Source organism: Casimicrobium huifangae, from assembly GCF_009746125.1.
Classification (GTDB): Bacteria; Pseudomonadota; Gammaproteobacteria; order Burkholderiales; family Casimicrobiaceae; genus Casimicrobium; species Casimicrobium huifangae.
Window position 1 is genome coordinate 2,086,467 of the sequence record NZ_CP041352.1, and the last position, 18,557, is coordinate 2,105,023.

The following is an 18,557-nucleotide window of genomic DNA, read 5'->3' on the forward strand; positions in this document are numbered from 1 at the left end:
CCGATGCCAACATCCATTTCGAGTTTTCCCACAGCCATGAAATCAATCCATCTCCACCCTTCGCGCCGCTTGGTGCTGCGCTCGCTGGCGGCGCTCACGACCGTCGTCATCGCCGCTGCCGTAGCCACTCCAGCACAGGCACAGACCGACGGTCCGTGGCCCACCCGCCCCATCACCTGGGTGGTGCCATTCACGCCTGGCGGCTCGACCGATGTCATTGGCCGCACCATCGGGCAGAAGCTGGCCGATGTCCTCAAGCAGCCGGTGGTGGTGGATAACAAGCCGGGCGCGGCTGGCGCCGTGGGAGCCGCCTTCGTTGCCAAGTCGAAGCCCGATGGCTACACGCTGTTCGGCGGCACCATCAGCACCCACGCCATCAATGCGAGCCTTTACAAGAATCTTGCGTACGACCCGGTGAAGGACTTCGAGCCCATCACGCTGGTGGCGTCGCTGCCGAACGTGCTGATCGTCAGCCCGAGCCTCGGCGTCAACAATGTGGCCGAACTGATTGCCTTGTTGAAGAAAGACGCCAGCAAACGGCAATTTGCATCCTCGGGCGCCGGGACTTCTGCGCATCTCGCAGGAGAGTTGCTCGGTGATCTGATCGGCGTGCAACTCACGCATATCCCCTACAAGGGCACGCCGCCGGCGCTGATTGATGTGTCGACCGGGCAAGTGCCATTCATGTTTGATCAGCTCACTGCCGCGAAATCGCTCGCCGACGCTGGAAAGCTGAAGATCATTGCGGTGACCACGCCCAAGCGCGTTGCCATTGCACCGAATCTTCCGACGATGATGGAGAGCGGCGTGCCGAACTTTCAGATGTCGAGCTGGCAGGCCGTCTACGCGCCGAAAGGTACGCCGAAGGCCGTCGTGCAGCGCCTGAACGCCGAGATCGTGAAGATCCTGCACCTGCCGGACGTGAAGGAAAAGCTCGGCACGTCGCTTGGCATGGAGATCGTCGGCAGCACGCCCGAAGAGCTGGCGGCGCACATGGCGAAAGAGATTCCGCGCTGGGCGGAGCTGGTGAAGAAGTCTGGCGCGACGGCGAATTGACTTTCGCTCACGATGACGACGGAAATGAACGCGACCCTCATCAAAAAATTGAGCCTGCAATATGTCTGAACTAAGCCCCACCACCTACGCCCATTTGAAAAAAGTCAGCGTCGCCACGCTTTGCACGCAACTGTTCAAGCGAGGCTTCCGCAATGTCTTCATTCAGGACATTGCCCGTCTCACTGATCCGTCTGACGGCAACCTCGTCGGCCCGGCCTACACCATGCGCAACATCCCCGCGCGCGAGGATCTCGACCAGATCAGCGCTTTCGACAATCCCGATCACCCGCAACGCAAGGGGGTGGAGAGCGTGCCGCCGGGGCATGTGCTGGTGGTTGATACCCGTCGCGAAACACGCGTCGCGTCGGGCGGGGAAATCCTCACCACGCGTCTCATGGTGCGCGGTGCAGCGGGACTGGTGTCAGACGGCCCGGTGCGCGACAGCGGCCGTATCGCCGAGATGGATTTCCCGGTGTATTGCGCGGGGGGCAGCGCGCCGCTGAACCTGATCCATCATCACACGGTGGACCTCAACGTGCCGATCGGTTGCGGTGGCGTGGCCGTGTACCCCGGCGACATCATCGTTGGCGACGAAGAGGGCGTGGTGGTAATTCCTGCACACCTGGCCGATGAAGTCGCCGCCGATGCCGCGGCGCAGGAGGTGATGGAAGTATTCATTCTTGAGCGCGTGCAGAACGGCGCCAAGCTGCCCGGAACCTATCCGCCCAACGCCGAAACGAAGGCGGCATTTGAGGTGTGGAAGAAGGAACGAGGACTTTGAGAGTTTGTTCCCCTCTCCCTTGAGGGGAGAGGGGGGGGAGAGGGTGACGGTGGCTCGATCTTTTGAGATCGCACTCCAGGCTGTCAACCCCTCTCCCTGACCCTGCCTTGCAGGCCGCACTCGCGCAAGCATGCGCTCGCCGTTCCAGCGGCGGCTCGCATGCGAGCCGAAACCCCGCTTCCACCCAACAAGGGGAGAGGGAACCCGATACAGCTACAAGGAACCAACATGACACAGCACAACAATTTCATCAACGGCGAATGGGTCGCAGGCGCGAGCTATACGCCCAACATCAACCCGTCCAATCTGAGTGACGTGATCGGCGAGTACGCGCAGGCCGATGCCGCGCAAGTTGAGACCGCCGTGGCCGCAGCAAAAGCCGCCTTTCCGGCGTGGTCCACCGGCGGCGTGCAGGCGCGCAGCGATGCGCTCGACAAAATCGGCAACGAAATCCTTGCGCGGCGTGAGGAGCTCGGCACACTGCTGTCGCGCGAAGAGGGCAAGACCAAAGCCGAAGGCATCGGCGAGGCAGCTCGTGCGGGCTACATCTTCAAGTTTTTCGCGGGCGAATGTCTGCGCCTGGCGGGTGAAACGATCCCGTCGGTGCGACCCAACATTGGTGTTGAAGTGACGCGCGAGCCGATCGGCGTCGTTGGCCTCATCACACCGTGGAATTTCCCGATTGCCATTCCGTCGTGGAAGATCGCACCGGCGCTGGCGTATGGCAACTGCGTCGTCATCAAGCCGGCCGATCTGGTGCCCGGCTGCGCCTGGGCGATTGCCGACATCATTTCGCGCAGCGGCATTCCGGCCGGTGTGTTCAATCTGGTCATGGGTCGTGGCTCGGTGGTGGGCGAGGGCATCATCCAGCACCGTGATGTGAACGCGATCAGCTTCACCGGTTCGGTGGGTGTGGGCAGCCGCATTGCGGCGGCAGCGGCACAGAAGCTCAAGAAAGTGCAGCTCGAAATGGGCGGCAAGAATCCGCAGATCGTGCTCGATGATGCCGATCTCAAGACGGCGGTTGAACTCTGCGTGCAGTCCGCGTTTTTCTCGACCGGCCAGCGCTGCACGGCGTCGAGCCGTTTGATCGTGACTGAAGGCATCTATCCGAAGTTCATCGAGGCGATGAAGGCGCGCATGGCCACGCTCAAGGTAGATGACGCGCTGAAGGCCGGCACCGACATCGGCCCGGTGTCGAGCAGGGACCAGCTCGAGCAGGACCAGCAGTACGTGCAGATCGGCAAGGACGAGGGAGCGACGCTCGCGTGCGGCGGTGACCTGATCGCAACGAGCAGCGACGGCAACAAGGGCTTCTTCATGGCGCCAGCGCTGTTCTCGGAAAGCGCGGCCAGCATGCGCATCAACAAGGAAGAAATCTTCGGCCCGGTCGCCAGCGTCATCAAGGTGAAGAACTACGAAGAAGCGCTGGCCACCGCCAACGACACCGAGTTCGGCCTGTCCGCCGGTATTGCCACCACCTCGCTGAAGCACGCGACACACTTCAAACGCCACTCGCAGGCAGGCATGGTGATGGTCAATCTGCCGACGGCCGGTGTCGACTATCACGTCCCGTTCGGTGGCCGCAAAGGCTCAAGCTACGGCTCACGCGAGCAGGGCAAATACGCGGCGGAATTCTTCACCACGGTGAAGACGGCGTACACCTACGCGGGATAGCCGCGCCGGCGACGTGCCTTGACGATGCGCTACGGCTTCCTGCGGCGAAGCCCCAGCGCTGCCGGGTCGCCACCGTTGATTGCACGCAAATACTGCTCGACCTGTTTGTCGAGCAGCGCAGGGTTGAGGCCGTCGCGCGTGAGCGCAGCGCGCACGGCGGCACCAAGATCGTCACCGGTGCACGCACCGAACTTGAGGCAAGCTTCCCGTGCCCACAGGCTGTCCTGCCCGCAATACGAACCAAGCTGGCACAACGCAAGTTGCCAGGCGATCGGTGTTACCGCGTCGGCGTAGTAGCGCGGGTCTGTCATTCCCTGCGCCGATATATTGGCGGTGAGGTTGGCCAGCAGCGGTTGCACAACTTGTCCCAGCAGAGCAAGCGTGCCAGCGTCTCGGTCACGCAATGCACGGCCAATGAGGTCGTACTGCTCGGGTGTCAAGGCACCCAGATCCAGTGGTTGTGTCACCAGGTTCATCAGCTCGGGGTAAAGCGCCCCTCGAGCGATCAGCCGTTGCAGCGCTGTGTTGGCGTCGGCCTTGGCACTGTCGAGGCTGAAGTCTTTGCACGCCTGAACCAAGACTCGGTTGCTCTCCTGCATGCGGGTGCGTTCGCTCGCCTCGCGCAAGGGGTCAGGTGGCTCCTTGCCGGTGGAAGCACGCAGACGCACTGGTACCCAGGCACCGGCGTTCGCCTGCACCTTGGCGGCTGCGCTGGCGTTGCGCAGGCAAAAGTCGATCATCTCCATTGCAAATGCATTGGCCGCCACGTCGTCGGCGTTGGCCGCGTCGCGAATCGAAACGGCGAGCGCTGTGCTGGCCTGCAATTCGGCGATACGCACCGTGCGGCGTGGCTGCGAGTCAGACGCCACCGGCGCTGCGCTGGCGTGCAACTGTCCCGATAGCGCCCCCGGTGCATTGGGGTCAATGGCGCGGATTGTTGATGTGCCTGCCGCAGCCGTACCCGCAGCGTTGGCCGAGGAGCCGGCGACACCGGCGCTACCCGCTGCGGCTACCGTGCGGCCGTCCGCAGCGGTACGGCCGTTCCACCCATACAAGGCAACGAGCGCCAGGGCGGCGAGCAGGAGCAGAACGGGGATGGGGCGCAGACGCATACCTTCACGTGGGCGAACGATCACGACGGATGGAGTTTAGCGGCCACACCGGCGACTTATCGCCGCGAAACATCTCCGCACGCAGCTCGTCGCATGATGAATTGCTTGCTGATGACAGTTTGACGGCCAGGATTCCGTCTGAACCATGACCGGCCAACGCTTGTTGGCGGGCCATCGAATCCACCCAACCTACCGCGCTGCCCCGGCAGCGATTCCCATGCGCTGTACCCTTCTCATGAAACGCCTGTCCAGGCTGGCGGTTGCCACCATGATGTTGCTTGCCGGCCTGGCATCAACGGCACCGGCCCTGGCCGCCGAACGCTTTGTGTCCACCACCGGCAGTGACAGCACGGGCAACGGGTCGCGCGCTGCGCCGTATCGCACGCTCTCGCGGGTGCTGTCGCCATCGGCGGGCATCGTTCGCGCGGGCGATGTGGTCACCCTGCTGGCTACAGCGTCCAACCCGGTGTTCAACGAGTGTGATGTGCGCTTGCGGGTGCCGCTGACGATCCGCTCGGACGCGGCGCGACGGGCGCATATTCATTGCGACATACAGACGCCAGACAGCGTGACCATCCAGATTGACCCGGACGCGTCGGGTTCGCGGCTGTCGAACCTTGAAATCAGTGGTGGCCGCTACTACGGCATCTTTCTGCAGACCGACTGGGATGTGCAGGGCAATCCCGGTGGACGCGGCGCGTCGAAGATCGTGATCGAGGACGTCTACGTGCATGACACCGGCCGCGACGCCATCAAGATCACGCCGAAGAGCGACTATGTGACCATTCGCCGCGCCGAGATTGCCCGCAGCGGTGCCGGCTACGCGCCGGGCACGCCGCTGGACGACAAGAACGCAGAAGGCATCGATAACGTCAACGGATCGTTCATGATCGTGGAAGACAGCTACATCCACGATACCGCGACCACCGGCGTTTACTTCAAGGGCGGCGCAACCGATGTGATCGTGCAACGCAATCGCATCGAAAACGTCGGCATTGCTGGGGTGCTGGTGGGCTTTGACACCAGCCCGGAATATTTCGATACGGTGCGCAACCCGCAGTATTACGAGGCGATCCGCGGCATCGTGCGCAACAACGTGATCCGCAATGCCAACTACGCTGGCATCGGTCTCTATGCCGCGCAGGACAGCGTGGTTGCCAATAACACCGTGATCAATACCGGCAATCTTGGTCACGCAGCACTTTACTTCGGCGTTACTTTCCAGGACTACGAGCCCGCTGCCGGGCGACCGGCCAACCGTGGGGTGGTGCTGCGCAACAACCTTGTCCAGCAGCAGGGCGGCGACTGCATCCGCATCCGCTATTCGGACGAACTGGGTGGCTTGTCCGGGTTGGCTGGCACCGTGGACAGCGATTTCAATGTGTTTCATGCTGCATCCGGCGCCTGCGTGTTCGCCGACGCGCGGCCGGGCAGCACGCTCGCTGGCAGTGGGCTCGCCGCGTGGCGCACGGCCATGCAGGCCGACGGCGCCAGCACCGAGGTCGCAGTGGCGCTGGACAGCACTGGCCGGCCACTGAGCGGCGGGGCCACCGAAGGGCGAGGCGCGCCGCTGCCGGCCGTCGTTGATGATCTGCAGCGGGTGGTGCGGGCATCGCCACCGGATATTGGCGCGCATCAGGCGACGGCGGCTGCCGGTGTTCGCGTAATGTCGGAGTTCCGTCATGGCGAGCTTGACTACTACTTCATCACCGCGCGCGACGACGAGAAGCAACTGCTCGACGCCGTCAGCGGCTGGCAACGCACCGGGGCGGAGTTCAAGGTGCATGCCAGCGTGCAGACCGGGCTGCATGGCATTGCCCGCTACTACTTTGATCAGGTGGCGCGCGGCGGCCAGCGCGGGTCGCACTTCTACACGGCCATCGCTGCCGAGAAAGACGCGCTCGCTGCGCTGAACCCGGGCAACGCACGGGCACCGCGAGTGCCGTTTGCTGAAGGAGAGGATGGCTATGTACCTTTACCAATCGTCAACGGCAGCGTGGCAAGCTGCGGCGCGGGCTACTGGCCGATCTACCGGGCGTTTCGCGGGCCGGCGCGGTTTGCTGATGATGCCAACCACCGGTTCACCACTGACGCCCGTCTGCACGAGCGGCTGGTCGCCGCCGGCTGGGATGGTGAGGGCGTGAAGCTCTGCGCGTTGCGCTGATGCCTGCGGGGGTGCGAGCAACACCTCGAAGTCAGTGACTTTTTCGTAGAAGCCCCACTGCATAGGGCGCCGCACCGCAATTGACGGATAGTCGACTTCAGTTGTTTTTGCGCTCTGAGCCCAGTTCGATAGCGGCTTTCACCGAAAAGCTGCTGGGCACTCCGCGTGCCGGCGCCGCAGCGCCGAGCGTTGCACCGTCAGGCTGCGACGGCCTGCTTTTCGCGTACCAGATCCAGCGCCGTCCATTCGGCGTCCAGCGCATCGACGAAAACGTCGAGCATGGCGGACGTGTGGCACGGCCCCGGCGCGATGCGGATGCGCTCGGTGCCGCGCGGCACCGTGGGGTAATTGATCGGCTGCAGGTAGATACCGTGGCGGTCCTGCAGGCGGTCGGTCAGCGTTTTCACCTTCACCGGATCGCCCACGAATACCGGCACGATGTGCGATTTGCTCGGCATCACCGGCAGGCCGATGGCCGTCAGCCGCGCCTTCATCTCCGCCACGCGCTCGCGCTGCAGGCGGCGCTCTTCCTGCGAATTCATCAGGTGACTGACGCTGGCAATCGCGCCCGCCGCCAGCACCGGAGCCAGTGAGGTGGAGAAGATGAACGAGGCGCCGAAGCTGCGGATGCAGTCCACCACCGCCGTATCGCCGGTGACGTAGCCGCCCTGCATGCCGAAGGCCTTGCCCAGCGTGCCCTGGATCACGTCGATCTGGTCGGCGACGCCCGTCTCCTGCGACACGCCGCCACCACGGTTGCCGTACATGCCCACCGCGTGCACCTCGTCAAGGTAAGTCATGGCGCCGTATTTCTTGGCGATGCGGGCAAATTCACCGATGGGGGCGATGTTGCCGCTCATCGAATAAACGCTCTCAAACACCACCAGCTTCGGGCGGTCCGGGCTGATGGCGGCCAGCTTGGCTTCAAGGTCGCGCGGGCTGTTGTGCTCGAAGATCACGCGGTCGCTGTTGGCGCGACGGATGCCTTCGATCATCGAATTGTGGTTGTCGGCGTCAGACAGGATCACCGTGTCCGGCAGCAGCGAGCCCAGCACCGAGAGCGAGGCCAGATTGGCGCTGTAGCCCGAGGTGAAGGTCAGCGCGGCCGGCTTGTCGTGCAGCTTCGCCAGCAGGCGCTCCAGCTCCACATGCAGCGCATTGGTGCCGCCGATGTTGCGGGTGCCGCCGGCGCCGGTGGCGCCGTCGTCAATCGCCTTGTGCATGGCCTCACGTACCACCGGGTGGTGGCCCATGCCGAGGTAATCGTTGGAGCACCAGGTGATCACCTCGCGCACGCCGCTCGGGCTTGCCCACTGCACCCGCGGGAACTCGCCTGCGGGCCGCGTCAGCTCTGCGAAAATGCGGTAGCGCCCCTCGCGCTTGAGCGCATCAATGCGGGCGGCGAACAGGGCGGGATAGTCGGAAGAGCGGATCAAAACAGTGCTTTCAGAGTCCAGACGCAATTTTACGGTTCACGCCCGCGAAAGCACAGCGGAAAATGGCGCTGTGCAACTGCCGGGGGCGGCGCCGGCCGGGGCGCAAGGGCTTACGGGCTGGCGGGCAGGGCGGTTTTTATTCGATGTCGGGCCGTTCGCCCGGCCTCTGGTGATGGGCATTATCAACGTCACGCCCGACTCGTTTTCTGACGGCGGTCAACATATTAGGCTCCCGGCGGCCTTAAATCACGCTGAACGGCTGCTCGCGGATGGGGCCGACGTCCTGGACGTTGGCGGCGAATCCACCCGCCCCGGCGCCCCGCCAGTGCCCCTGGACGAAGAGCGGCGGCGGGTGCTGCCGGTGGTGGAGGCGCTGGCCGCCCGTGGTGCGTGCGTCTCGGTCGATACCCGGCACCCGGCGCTCATGCGTGAGGTGATCGCCGCCGGCGCCAGCATCATCAACGACGTGCAGGCACTCGCCGCGCCCGGCGCCATCGAGGCCTGCGCGGCGGCGGACGTGGGCGTGGTGCTGATGCACATGCAGGGCCAGCCCGGCACCATGCAGGCCGCGCCGCGCTACGAAGGCGCCGGCGGCGTGGTGGGCGAGGTCAGCCGCTACCTGATCGAACGGGCGGGCGCCTGCGAGGCCGGCGGCATCGCCCGCAACCGCATCGTGCTCGACCCCGGCTTCGGCTTCGGCAAAACCACCGAACACAACCTCGAACTCACCCGCCGCTTGGGCGAAATCGTCGCCCTCGGCTACCCCGTCCTCGCCGGCTGGTCACGCAAGCGCACGCTGGGCGAACTCACCGGTCGCCCCGTCGCCAGCGAACGCGTGCACGCCAGCATCGCCGCCGCACTCGCCTGCGTCGCGCACGGTGCGCGGATTGTGCGGGTGCACGATGTCGGGGCTACGGTGGATGCTTTGCGGGTTTGGGGGGAGATGGTGGTGATCCCCGATAGTCGCGACTGATGACGCATTGAGCTCGACGCACGTCGGGTTACGTTCGTGGCGCTCGCCGACTTCGCGGCGGTACGACGGCATACTGATCGCAGCGTGCCGATAATCTTGCCCAAATCCGTGTGCGTGTTATCAAGGTTGTTTCGGCAGACCAATGAAAACATGCCTACGGATCAAAGTGTTACGGTCGTACGATGAACGAAAAGCGATTGTGGTGTTAACTGTTAACAGCGCCGCTATGTCCGATAAGACACGTTGGGCAGCATCAGATGGAGGATCGCATGGCTAATGGGCTAAACGGAACATCACTTGGCGGGTATGGCCGCGAGATCTACAAGCGGTATCACTATACCTGCGTCTACTGTGGCTTTGACGGTCGCGTATTCGACAACTGGATGCAATTGAGCATTGATCATATTTTCCCCCGCAATCATCCTCGTGGTGCCGATCGAAAGAGCAAAGAAAATATGGTTGTCGCTTGCCGTGCATGTAACTCAATCACCAGCAGAATGGAGTTTCCGAAGAATGCAACACGCGAAGATATCCTCCGAGAAAAACGTGCAAAAGTAGCGGAGCGAAGAAAGGTGTTCTACGACCAGTGGAGCAGCGATGTTGCCCCAAGTTATCTAGAGCGCCCGTTACCTAAATTGCGTAAGCAGGCAACTTGAGATGCTGCCCAACCCATCATTCGAGGGGGCCTCGCGCGAAAAGCCGCGCGAGGCCCCTCAATTCAAACGTTAGATTGCATAGGAAACTCCCATGACAACTGAATCGCCAAAGTACTCGGTATTCTCGATACGAGGGCTGCCCGCAGGAGTTTGGGGCGAGAGCTACGCCGTCGTAACGGCCTTCGAGTCCGCCCCAGATGAGTTGACCACTGAATTTTTCATAATGACTAAACGGCCAAACGAGACGTTAAATTCTGGCGCCGTGAAAATCAGAGTCACTCCACTTCCTCCCGAACTCGGCAAAATAGATATGGAGTTCGCTTCGGAAGAGGGGCTACGTCAGACGGAACTAGCGCTTATGACCTTGCTAGAAGAGAGAGCAGCCGAACTGTCCAGGCCCGACGTCGCGTATTTACAGTTTGAACTCAAACCCACAAACACGGGAGCCCTCCTCGGCTGCTGGATGCGAGGGCAGTTCAATTCACAGATCAAAGAAGTTCAGGCCAAGACTAAGTGCCGTCTGTTAGCGCGGTATCTCGACCTGTACTCTCAAGTCGGTATCATCAGACGAGTGTGAATGCAATCTGACTCTGCGGTCAACTGGACTTGCGCGAAAAGCTGCGTGGGCCGGTTAGCTCCACGTTGACGTCGCGCGATAGTCGCTGGCTGTGTGTAAGAGTAAGTTTTGACCGTGCGAATCCGGAAGGTTGCTGCAGTACTGCTGGCCAGCGTTTGTACCTTGGCATCGGCGAGTGAACCAGTGGTGGACAGACCCGCGTGGGGCAAGTACTTCTCCGACGCAGGCGTCACCGGCACCATAGTCGTGGTTGACGAGCGCAAGACACCAGCAACCACGCTTGTGTTCGACCGCGAGCGCGCTGCACGTCGCTACTCGCCCGCATCCACCTACAAGATTCCGCACACGCTCTTCGCGCTGGACGCGGGTGCGGTGGTGGACGAGTTTCAGGTGTTCAAGTGGGATGGTGTGAAGCGCACCTTCGCCGGCCACAATCAGGACCAGACCTTGCGCTCGGCGATGCGCTATTCGACGCTCTGGGTCTACGAGGGCTTCGCCCGGCAGATTGGGGAGCCGAAGGCGCGGGCCTACCTGCGCAGCATTGACTACGGCAACGCTGACCCGACGACCAGCCAGGGCGCGTACTGGGTGGATGGCAATCTGCGCATCTCGGCGCTGGAGCAGGTGGCGTTTCTGCGCAAGCTCTACCGCAATGCCCTGCCGTTCAAGATGGAGCATCAGCGGCTGGTGAAAGACCTGATGGTCAAGCAGGCGACGTCGGACTGGATCCTGCGCGCCAAGACCGGCTGGGAAGGGCGCTATGGCTGGTGGGTCGGCTGGGTGGAGTCCAACGAGGGCGCGGTGTTCTTCGCGCTGAACATCGACACCCCGCGGCGCACGGAAGACTTGCCCAAGCGCGAGCAGATTGTGCGGGCGGTGCTCGAGTCGATGAACTTGCTTTCCGAGTGAGACCCCCGAATGCGCGCCCCCAACCGTGAGCATGGCAATGTCTGACGCCAACAAGCTGCCCTCGCCAGATTTCTTCCGCGCGCTGGAGCTTGAGCGCACGCAGGCGCTGGTCGCTCGGGATGTTGCAGCCATCCGCCGGCTGCACGCGCCGGACTACGAGTTGATCACGGTGCCAGGGCGAGTGATGAGCCTTGAGCGCTATCTTTCATTGATGGCGGAAGAAGTGTTCTACGCGAGCTGGAACCACGGCCCGATGCGGGTGCGAGTGACCGCCGGGATGGCCGCCGTCCGCTACCAGACCCGAATCAGATTCCCTTCAGGCCGGGAAGTGCTTTGCTGGCACACCGACATCTACGAGTGCGACGAACAACCGCCTCGTGTGTGGCGTGCAACGTGGTCGCAAGCGACGCCGCTGCCGCCGGATGCGGAACTGCAGGTCTGAGCAGGGCAGCACGATGACCGCCTTCAGCTTGCGCCCAGCGACCCCCGACGACCTGGCGATCACTCATGCGATCACGGAAGACGCCATGCGCGGCTACGTTGAGCAGACGTGGGGCGTGTGGGATGCCGAGGAGCAGTGGGCCAAACATCGCGCCAACTTCACGCCGGACACGCACCGCATGATTGTTATTGGCGATGAGGTGGCGGGTTTTGTCGCGGTGGAGGACATGCCGACGTACGTGTGGCTGGTGAAGCTCTATCTGTTCCTGCGCTACCGCAACGCCGGTATCGGTTCAGCGGTGTTGCAGTCGGTGCTGGCGGATGCAAGAGCGCGGGCGATGCCGGTGCGGCTGCGCGTGCTCAGGGTGAACGAGCGGGCGCGGGCACTTTACGAGCGGCACGGCTTTCGGGTGGCGGAGGAGGCGTCGGAGCGATTCTTCATGGAATGTGCATTCGATGACTCAACTTCAGACCGTGTAGGTCAATACACTTGATTGGTGTATTTGCATACAGTATTCTTGCGGATCATCTGAGACCTTGCCGCGGAGTTCCGTGATGACTGCTCGCAATCGCTCCAACACCGCAGCGTTGTTGCTTGCTGCATTCGCTTTCGCCGGCCTCGAATGTTCACCCGCTTATGCCCAGGAGAAAAAGCCCATGAGCCAGACCACCAGCACAGGTAGTGCGACCCCTGCCGCCAACACTGCCAGCCAGTTGCAGGTGGCGCGGGGTACGTTCACGGTGGACATCAAACCTGCAGGTGAGGGGGCCGCGGCCGATGGCGTAACGCTTGGCCGCATGTCGCTGAACAAGAAATTTGAGGGCGATTTGCTGGGCACGGGCGCGGGCGAGATGTTGACGGCGCTGACGTCGGTGAAGGGCTCTGCCGGTTACGTGGCGATCGAGCGCGTGACCGCCAAGCTGGCCGGCCGCAGCGGCAGTTTCGTCTTTCAGCACACCGGCACCATGAATCACGGTGCCCAGCAATTGAGCATCACCGTGGTGCCCGACTCCGGCACTGGTGAACTGCAAGGCATTGCCGGGACTTTCCAGATTGACATTCGTGATGGCAAACATTTCTACGCGTTTGAATACTCGTTGCCAGCGCTGACCAGGGCTGGCCAGTAGCGACGCCCCATTCGGCGTGGCGCTGCAGGCGGCGAAACCTACAATCGCCGCATGAGCAAAAGAAAATACTTCGGCACTGACGGTGTGCGCGGCGAGGTGGGCGTCGCGCCCATCACGCCAGACTTTGTCATGATGCTTGGCCACGCCACCGGGCGGCTGCTGCGCGCGCAAATGCGCAACGGCAAGCGGGCGGCTGTGCTGATTGGCAAAGACACGCGGATTTCCGGCTACATGCTGGAGGCGGCACTGGAGGCCGGGCTTTCCTCGGCCGGGGTGGACACCGTGCTGACCGGCCCACTACCGACACCGGCAATCGCCTACCTGACGCGTGCATTGCGCCTGCAGGCCGGGTTGGTGATTTCGGCGTCGCACAACCCGTTCGCCGACAACGGCATCAAGTTTTTCAACGGTGATGGCGACAAGCTCTCCGACGCGGCGGAAGAGGGTATCGAGGCCGAGATTGACCTGGGCCTGCGCTGCGTGCCATCGGGTGAGCTGGGCAAGGCAAAGCGGCTGAACGACGCGCCGGGCCGTTACGTCGAATTCTGCAAGCGGGCGTTCCCCTCCGAGCTGACGCTGCGTGGCCTGAAGATCGTGATTGACAGCGCCCACGGTGCGGCGTATCAGGTGGCGCCGTCAGTGTTCCACGAGCTGGGCGCCGAGGTGGTGAGCCTGGGTGCATCGCCGGATGGGATGAATATCAACAAGGGCGTCGGCGCCACGCATCCCGACTACCTGCGCGAGATGGTGCTCAAGCACGAGGCCGACCTTGGCATCGCGGTGGACGGCGACGCCGACCGCCTGCTGATGGTGGATGCTGCCGGGCATACCTATGATGGCGATCAGCTCGTCTACATCATCGCCTCGCATCGCGCGGCGAAAGGTGAGCTGGGAGGCGGCGTGGTCGGCACCCAGATGACCAACTATGGCCTCGAGAGCGCCTTCCACAAGCGCGGCATCGAATTTGCGCGAGCCAAGGTGGGGGATCGCTACGTGCTGGAAATCCTGCGCCAGAAGAAGTGGCTGATTGGCGGCGAAAATTCCGGCCACATCCTCTGCCTCGACCGCCATTCCACGGGCGACGCCATCATTGCGGCACTGGAAGTGTTGCGCGCGCTGGTCGAGCGCGACGTGTCACTCGCCGATGCGGCGGCAGACGTGACGCTGCTGCCACAGGAGCTGATCAATGTGCGCATTGACAAGGCCTCGCCGTGGGCCGACAAGCCTGCGGTGAAGGCGACGCTGGCCGACTGGGAGGCCAAGCTTGCGGGGCACGGGCGCATCCTGCTGCGCCCGTCGGGCACCGAGCCGGTGGTGCGGGTGATGGTGGAGGCGGAGGACGCCGCACTGGCCAGACAAGGTGCCGAAGCCATCGCCGCGGCGGTGGCTGCGTAGCAACGCGCTGAACATTCCATGCGCTTGACTTATTCGCATCTCGATCTCGTCGCGCTGGCGTTCTTTGCGCTTTGCTGGTTCGGCTACGGCTGGTTTGCCAGCCGCCATTCAGCGGACCGCCACTCGCTGCTGACAGTGATGAACCCGCTGCGTGATCGCTGGTTCGAGCAGACGCTCACGCGCGAAAACCGCATCGTCGATTCGGCGCTGCTGTCGAACCTGATGAACAGTGCCACCTTTTTCTCGTCAACGACGTTGCTGGCGCTGGGTGGTCTGATGGCGCTGTTCGGTTCGGTGGAGAAGAGCGCCGAGATCATTGAGAGCCTGCCGTTCGCCCAGCGCACCTCACAGGCGCTGCTGGAGGCGAAGGTGATTTCGCTGATCCTGCTGTTTGTCTATTCGCTGATCAAGTTCACCTGGTCGGTGCGGCAGTTCAACTTTGTCACCATCGTCATCGGCTCCATCGCACCGCGCGACGCGCTCACCGACCTTGATCGTCGCAACGCACGGCGGGCGGCAGGCATCCTCAAGCTCGCCGGGGAGAATTTCAGCCAGGGCCTGCGGGCGTACTACTTCTCGGTCGCATTGCTGCTCTGGTTTGTGCAGCCGTGGTTCTTCATCGCGGCGACGGCGCTGGTGACCGTGATGCTTTACCGCATGGAGTTCCACTCGCGGACGCTGGAAGTGCTGGCTGGTGACGATTAGCAGCTTTTCGCTGAAATGCCCACCGGCATTGGGCCAAAGCCGCGAAATTGTGAAAAGTCGACTATTGGATATTTTGAGGCTCAGGCCCGATGAAATATGACATCCCGGGAAAAGCGGTAGCGTTTTCATCGGCAACACGCAGGGCGCTGCTGGCGCTGTTTTGTGGCATGTTTGCCGGGGTCACGATCGCGTCCGCCCAGCCCGCAGCCACCGGCGCATCGCAGCCGGCAGCGGCACCGCGCCCCAAAATTGGCCTCGTGCTCTCGGGCGGTGGCGCGCGCGGGCTGGCGCATGTGGGGGTGCTGAAAGAACTGGAGGCGGCACGCATCCCGATTGACTACGTGGCCGGCACCAGCATGGGCTCAATCGTTGGCGGGCTCTACGCCAGCGGCATGACGCCGGCTGAGCTGGAGCGGCGCATTCTCGCGATGGAGTGGGACAGCATGTTTGCCGACCGGCCACCGCGCGACCAGCTCTCGCTGCGCCGCAAGGAAGACGATCTGCGGCTGTCGATCCCGCTGGAGTTCGGCATGCGCGACGGTGGCCTGCGCGCGCCACGCGCCGCAGTCGGTTCCTCGGGGCTGGAGACCATGCTGAAGCGGCTGACCGAGGGTGTGCCCGGCGACGTGAAGTTTGACCGCATGCCGATCCCGTTCCGGGCGGTGGCGACTGACTTGGTGAGCGGCGAGGCGGTGGTGTTCGAGCACGGCGAACTGGCTGCCGTCATGCGCGCCAGCATGAGCGTGCCGGCGGCCTTTGCGCCGGTGGAGATTGGTGGCCGGCTTCTGGTGGACGGCGGGCTGGTCGACAACCTGCCGGTCGACGTGGTGCGCAGGATGGGCGCCGATATCGTCATTGCGGTCAACATCGGCACGCCGCTGCTGCCGCGCGAGGAGCTGGGCTCGATCTTCGGCATCGGTATGCAGATGCTGAATATCCTGACTGAGCAGAACGTGCGTGCCTCAATCGCCTCGCTGAAGGCGAGCGATGTGCTGATCGTGCCGGATCTGGCCAAAGTCACGTCGGTGGACTTCAAGCTCGGGCGCGACGCCATCGCGCGCGGCGCCGAGGCCACGCGCGGTGTGCTGCCGTTGTTGTCGAACTACGCGTTGGCGCCGACTGACTATGTGAAGCAGCTTGCCGTGCAACGGCGGGTTGCCGTGCCGTCGCGCATTGACGAGGTCCGCATCGAAGGCACTGAGTACACGACCGCTGACGTCATCCGTGCCCAACTGTCGGTGCAGCCGGGCGCGCCGTTCAGCCGGGGCCAGATTGAGCAGGACCTTGCCTGGTTGCAGGGGCGGGGCGATTTCGAGCGGCTCGACTACCGGCTGGTGACTGAGCGTGACCGCAACGTGCTGCTGGTGAATGTGCAGGAGAAGCCGTGGGGCCCGAATTACTTTCGCTTCGGGCTGAATCTCGGCACCGATTTCCGTGGCGAAGGCGCATTCAACCTGATCGGCAACCACACCCGGCGCTGGTTGAACAGTTACGGCGGCGAGTGGCGCAACGAGTTGCAGATCGGGCGCACGCAACGCTTGTCAACCGAGCTTTACCAGCCGCTGCTCGCCAACGAGACGCTGTTTGTCAGCGCGGGGGCCGAGCGAGAGCGCCGCATCGCTGATGTCGGACTGCAACTCGCCGACGGCACGACCAGTCGGCCGCTGCTGCAATACGCTGGCGTGGACACCCGCGTATGGCTTGATCTGGGGGCAGCTTTCGGGCGTTATGGCGAACTGCGTATCGGGCCGCACTACGAACGCGTAAGCATTTCGCCCAAGATTTCGCCGCTGCAACTAACGGGCATCAAGTCGATCGACTCCGGCTTTCACGTCAACGCGGTGATCGACCAGCGCGATTCGGCCGCGTTCGCGCGCTCGGGCTACCGCGTGGAGGCAGGTTTTCTGCGCGCGCTGTCATCGTTCGGCGCGAGCAGCACCTTTTCGCGCTACCAGTGGTCATCGGAATACGCCCATACATATGGCGCCAATACGGTGGACCTCGCGCTCAAGTTCGGCGGCCTGTACAGCAAGGCGCCGTCGGCGTACCCCTACTTCGAATTGGGTGGCTTTCTGCAGTTGTCCGGACTGCGCGCGGCTGAAATGCGCGGCGATCAGGTCGCACTGGCGCGGGCGATGGCATTCCGCAAGATGGGCAACATGCCGGCGTTCGGGCGTGGCATCTATGTCGGCGGTTCGCTCGAAGTGGGGCGGATCGATTCGCCGAACAACGACTTCACGCTGGAGCGCTCGCTGTTCGGTGCCAGCCTGTTCCTCGGGCTCGATACCTCGCTGGGGCCGCTCTACGTGGGCTATGGTCACGCTACTGGCAACCGTCGCAGCGCCTATCTGATGCTGGGTCGACCGTAGTGGCTGGCCCGCTACGCCGGCGTTGGTTCGGGGTCACGTGCCGGCAGAAAGCTCACCGCGAGCAGTGTCAGCGAGGCGATCACGGCCATCGTGAAAAGCAGCGCGGTGAAGCCGCTGGCTTTCACGAACGGGCCCAGCGCCCACACCGCGAGCGACGAGAAGCCAAAGCTCACTGCGAGACGCAGTCCGGCCACCCGTGACCGCATGCTGTCGTCAACGAAGCGGGCGATGATGGCATCGGTAAACGGGATGGCGCCGAACACAAAGGTCATATAGGCAACCGCGAAGACATAGAACCACCAGCCGTCGGCGCGCGCCGCCAGCAGGAAGCAGACCACTTGGGCGGCAACGATGGGCAGGAAAACGCGCTTGATCGGAAAGCGGTCGATCAGGCGACCCACGATCACCTGGGCGAGCGAGGCGATGGCATAGACGCCAGCGAGCAGCAGCCCGAGCGCGGCAGGGTCGCTTGCGATGGCCGCAGCCCGTTCGCGCAACAGCTCGCCGTTGCCATTGGTCGTGAAGTTGAAAATGAGGCTGCCAAGCGTGGTGGTGCAGGTCAGCACAGCAAACACGCGCACCGCCGTGGCATGGTCGATATGCAGCAATTTCGCGCCGCGTTTGGCGGCAGGCGACTCCGCCTCACGCGGGACTAGCCAGACAAAGGCGGCCCCAAGCACGAGCGACAGCACACCAGGCACCGCGAACGCCGCACGCCAGCCAACATGCTTGACCAGGAAGCCGGTCAGCAGCGCGGCAAAGGCAATGCCGAGGTTGCCAGCGAGGCCGTTGACCCCGATCACCGCGCCGGCCTTTTTGGCATGCTGCAGCAGCATCGGGATGCCGACTGGGTGGTAAATCGCGGAGAACGCGCCCATCAGCGTCAGCGCAATACCGATCTGTAGCGGTGACCGCGTCAGCGCCACCAGCAGCAGCGACACGCCCATGCCGAAGAAGAACACGATCATCATCGCCCGGCGCCCCCACAGGTCGCCATAACGACCGGCCGGCAGCGACGCGATGCCGAACATCACAAAGGCACCGGTGGCGTAAGGCATCAGGTCTTCCCAGCGGCCAAGGCCGAAGTCGACAGCAATGGCGCTGACGGCGGTAGCAAAGATCAGCAGCGCCAGGTGGTCAATGGCGTGGGCGAAGTAGAGCAGCAGGCGGGTGGTCAT

Annotated in this window: 17 protein-coding genes; 14 read left to right on the forward strand and 3 right to left on the reverse strand. The window is 63.3% G+C overall.

Annotated features, from left to right (window positions below; genetic code table 11):
• The first annotated feature begins 36 nt into the window (after positions 1-36).
• The 3 genes from FKL89_RS09530 (at position 37) to FKL89_RS09540 (ending at position 3,514) form a co-directional block, all read left to right on the forward strand.
• Positions 37-1,056, forward strand: a complete 1,020-nt coding sequence (locus FKL89_RS09530) for a Bug family tripartite tricarboxylate transporter substrate binding protein (RefSeq protein ID WP_156862532.1) — start codon at positions 37-39, stop codon at positions 1,054-1,056.
• Positions 1,057-1,117: 61 nt separating this feature from the next.
• Entirely contained in the window at positions 1,118-1,837 is a 720-nt protein-coding gene (locus FKL89_RS09535) for a ribonuclease activity regulator RraA (RefSeq protein WP_156862533.1), read from the forward strand.
• A gap of 228 nt (positions 1,838-2,065) precedes the next feature.
• Positions 2,066-3,514: an aldehyde dehydrogenase family protein gene (locus FKL89_RS09540; RefSeq protein WP_156862534.1), complete on the forward strand. Its 1,449-nt coding sequence runs from the start codon at positions 2,066-2,068 to the stop codon at positions 3,512-3,514.
• 29 nt (positions 3,515-3,543) lie between these two features.
• Here FKL89_RS09540 and FKL89_RS09545 read toward each other — a convergent pair whose 3' ends face one another.
• The gene (locus FKL89_RS09545; protein WP_156862535.1) at positions 3,544-4,650 is read right to left on the reverse strand and encodes a hypothetical protein; all 1,107 of its coding nucleotides are present in this window, start codon (positions 4,648-4,650) and stop codon (positions 3,544-3,546) included.
• A gap of 211 nt (positions 4,651-4,861) precedes the next feature.
• On the opposite strand from FKL89_RS09545, the gene FKL89_RS09550 reads away from it, so the two are divergent.
• Positions 4,862-6,790, forward strand: a complete 1,929-nt coding sequence (locus FKL89_RS09550; RefSeq protein ID WP_162527469.1) for a right-handed parallel beta-helix repeat-containing protein — start codon at positions 4,862-4,864, stop codon at positions 6,788-6,790.
• Positions 6,791-6,987: 197 nt separating this feature from the next.
• On the opposite strand, the gene hemA is transcribed toward FKL89_RS09550, so the two are convergent.
• Positions 6,988-8,226 carry a 5-aminolevulinate synthase gene (gene hemA, locus FKL89_RS09555; protein ID WP_272953737.1) on the reverse strand — a complete coding sequence of 413 codons (1,239 nt, stop codon included), beginning with the start codon at positions 8,224-8,226 and terminating at the stop codon, positions 6,988-6,990.
• Positions 8,227-8,398: 172 nt separating this feature from the next.
• On the opposite strand from hemA, the gene folP reads away from it, so the two are divergent.
• The 10 genes from folP to FKL89_RS09605 all read left to right on the forward strand — a co-directional run bounded on the left by folP (position 8,399) and on the right by FKL89_RS09605 (position 17,379).
• On the forward strand, positions 8,399-9,199 hold the full coding sequence (folP, locus tag FKL89_RS09560) for a dihydropteroate synthase (RefSeq protein ID WP_156864641.1): 801 nt from the start codon (positions 8,399-8,401) through the stop codon (positions 9,197-9,199).
• Between the two features lie 269 nt (positions 9,200-9,468).
• Positions 9,469-9,855, forward strand: a complete 387-nt coding sequence (locus FKL89_RS09565; RefSeq protein WP_162527470.1) for an HNH endonuclease — start codon at positions 9,469-9,471, stop codon at positions 9,853-9,855.
• Positions 9,856-9,946: 91 nt separating this feature from the next.
• Entirely contained in the window at positions 9,947-10,432 is a 486-nt protein-coding gene (locus tag FKL89_RS09570; protein WP_156862538.1) for a hypothetical protein, read from the forward strand.
• Positions 10,433-10,552: 120 nt separating this feature from the next.
• Positions 10,553-11,341 (forward strand): class D beta-lactamase, encoded by a 789-nt coding sequence (gene blaOXA / locus FKL89_RS09575; protein ID WP_420361145.1) that lies wholly within the window; start codon positions 10,553-10,555, stop codon positions 11,339-11,341.
• Positions 11,342-11,378: 37 nt separating this feature from the next.
• Complete coding sequence (locus FKL89_RS09580; protein WP_162527471.1) at positions 11,379-11,783, forward strand: nuclear transport factor 2 family protein; 405 nt, start codon at positions 11,379-11,381, stop codon at positions 11,781-11,783.
• Positions 11,784-11,796: 13 nt separating this feature from the next.
• On the forward strand, positions 11,797-12,276 hold the full coding sequence (locus FKL89_RS09585; protein WP_162527472.1) for a GNAT family N-acetyltransferase: 480 nt from the start codon (positions 11,797-11,799) through the stop codon (positions 12,274-12,276).
• A gap of 61 nt (positions 12,277-12,337) precedes the next feature.
• Entirely contained in the window at positions 12,338-12,910 is a 573-nt protein-coding gene (locus tag FKL89_RS09590) for a DUF3224 domain-containing protein (RefSeq protein ID WP_238363568.1), read from the forward strand.
• A gap of 51 nt (positions 12,911-12,961) precedes the next feature.
• On the forward strand, positions 12,962-14,305 hold the full coding sequence (gene glmM, locus FKL89_RS09595) for a phosphoglucosamine mutase (RefSeq protein WP_156862542.1): 1,344 nt from the start codon (positions 12,962-12,964) through the stop codon (positions 14,303-14,305).
• A gap of 24 nt (positions 14,306-14,329) precedes the next feature.
• Positions 14,330-15,010 (forward strand): DUF599 domain-containing protein, encoded by a 681-nt coding sequence (locus FKL89_RS09600; RefSeq protein ID WP_162527473.1) that lies wholly within the window; start codon positions 14,330-14,332, stop codon positions 15,008-15,010.
• A gap of 89 nt (positions 15,011-15,099) precedes the next feature.
• Positions 15,100-17,379, forward strand: coding sequence for a patatin-like phospholipase family protein (locus tag FKL89_RS09605; protein ID WP_156862544.1), 2,280 nt, complete (start codon positions 15,100-15,102; stop codon positions 17,377-17,379).
• A gap of 11 nt (positions 17,380-17,390) precedes the next feature.
• Here the strand turns inward: FKL89_RS09605 and FKL89_RS09610 are convergent, their stop codons facing one another.
• On the reverse strand, positions 17,391-18,557 hold the full coding sequence (locus tag FKL89_RS09610) for an MFS transporter (protein WP_156862545.1): 1,167 nt from the start codon (positions 18,555-18,557) through the stop codon (positions 17,391-17,393).

Bases quoted from the DNA above. Each gene is read 5' to 3' on its own strand.
- FKL89_RS09530 (WP_156862532.1), top strand. From the start codon at position 37: ATGAAATCAATCCATCTCCACCCTTCGCGCCGCTTGGTGCTGCGCTCG.
- FKL89_RS09535 (WP_156862533.1), top strand. From the start codon at position 1,118: ATGTCTGAACTAAGCCCCACCACCTACGCCCATTTGAAAAAAGTCAGC.
- FKL89_RS09540 (WP_156862534.1), top strand. From the start codon at position 2,066: ATGACACAGCACAACAATTTCATCAACGGCGAATGGGTCGCAGGCGCG.
- FKL89_RS09550 (WP_162527469.1), top strand. From the start codon at position 4,862: ATGAAACGCCTGTCCAGGCTGGCGGTTGCCACCATGATGTTGCTTGCC.
- folP (WP_156864641.1), top strand. From the start codon at position 8,399: ATGGGCATTATCAACGTCACGCCCGACTCGTTTTCTGACGGCGGTCAA.
- FKL89_RS09565 (WP_162527470.1), top strand. From the start codon at position 9,469: ATGGCTAATGGGCTAAACGGAACATCACTTGGCGGGTATGGCCGCGAG.
- FKL89_RS09570 (WP_156862538.1), top strand. From the start codon at position 9,947: ATGACAACTGAATCGCCAAAGTACTCGGTATTCTCGATACGAGGGCTG.
- FKL89_RS09580 (WP_162527471.1), top strand. From the start codon at position 11,379: ATGTCTGACGCCAACAAGCTGCCCTCGCCAGATTTCTTCCGCGCGCTG.
- FKL89_RS09585 (WP_162527472.1), top strand. From the start codon at position 11,797: ATGACCGCCTTCAGCTTGCGCCCAGCGACCCCCGACGACCTGGCGATC.
- FKL89_RS09590 (WP_238363568.1), top strand. From the start codon at position 12,338: ATGACTGCTCGCAATCGCTCCAACACCGCAGCGTTGTTGCTTGCTGCA.
- glmM (WP_156862542.1), top strand. From the start codon at position 12,962: ATGAGCAAAAGAAAATACTTCGGCACTGACGGTGTGCGCGGCGAGGTG.
- FKL89_RS09605 (WP_156862544.1), top strand. From the start codon at position 15,100: ATGAAATATGACATCCCGGGAAAAGCGGTAGCGTTTTCATCGGCAACA.
- FKL89_RS09610 (WP_156862545.1), bottom strand. From the start codon at position 18,557: ATGACCACCCGCCTGCTGCTCTACTTCGCCCACGCCATTGACCACCTG.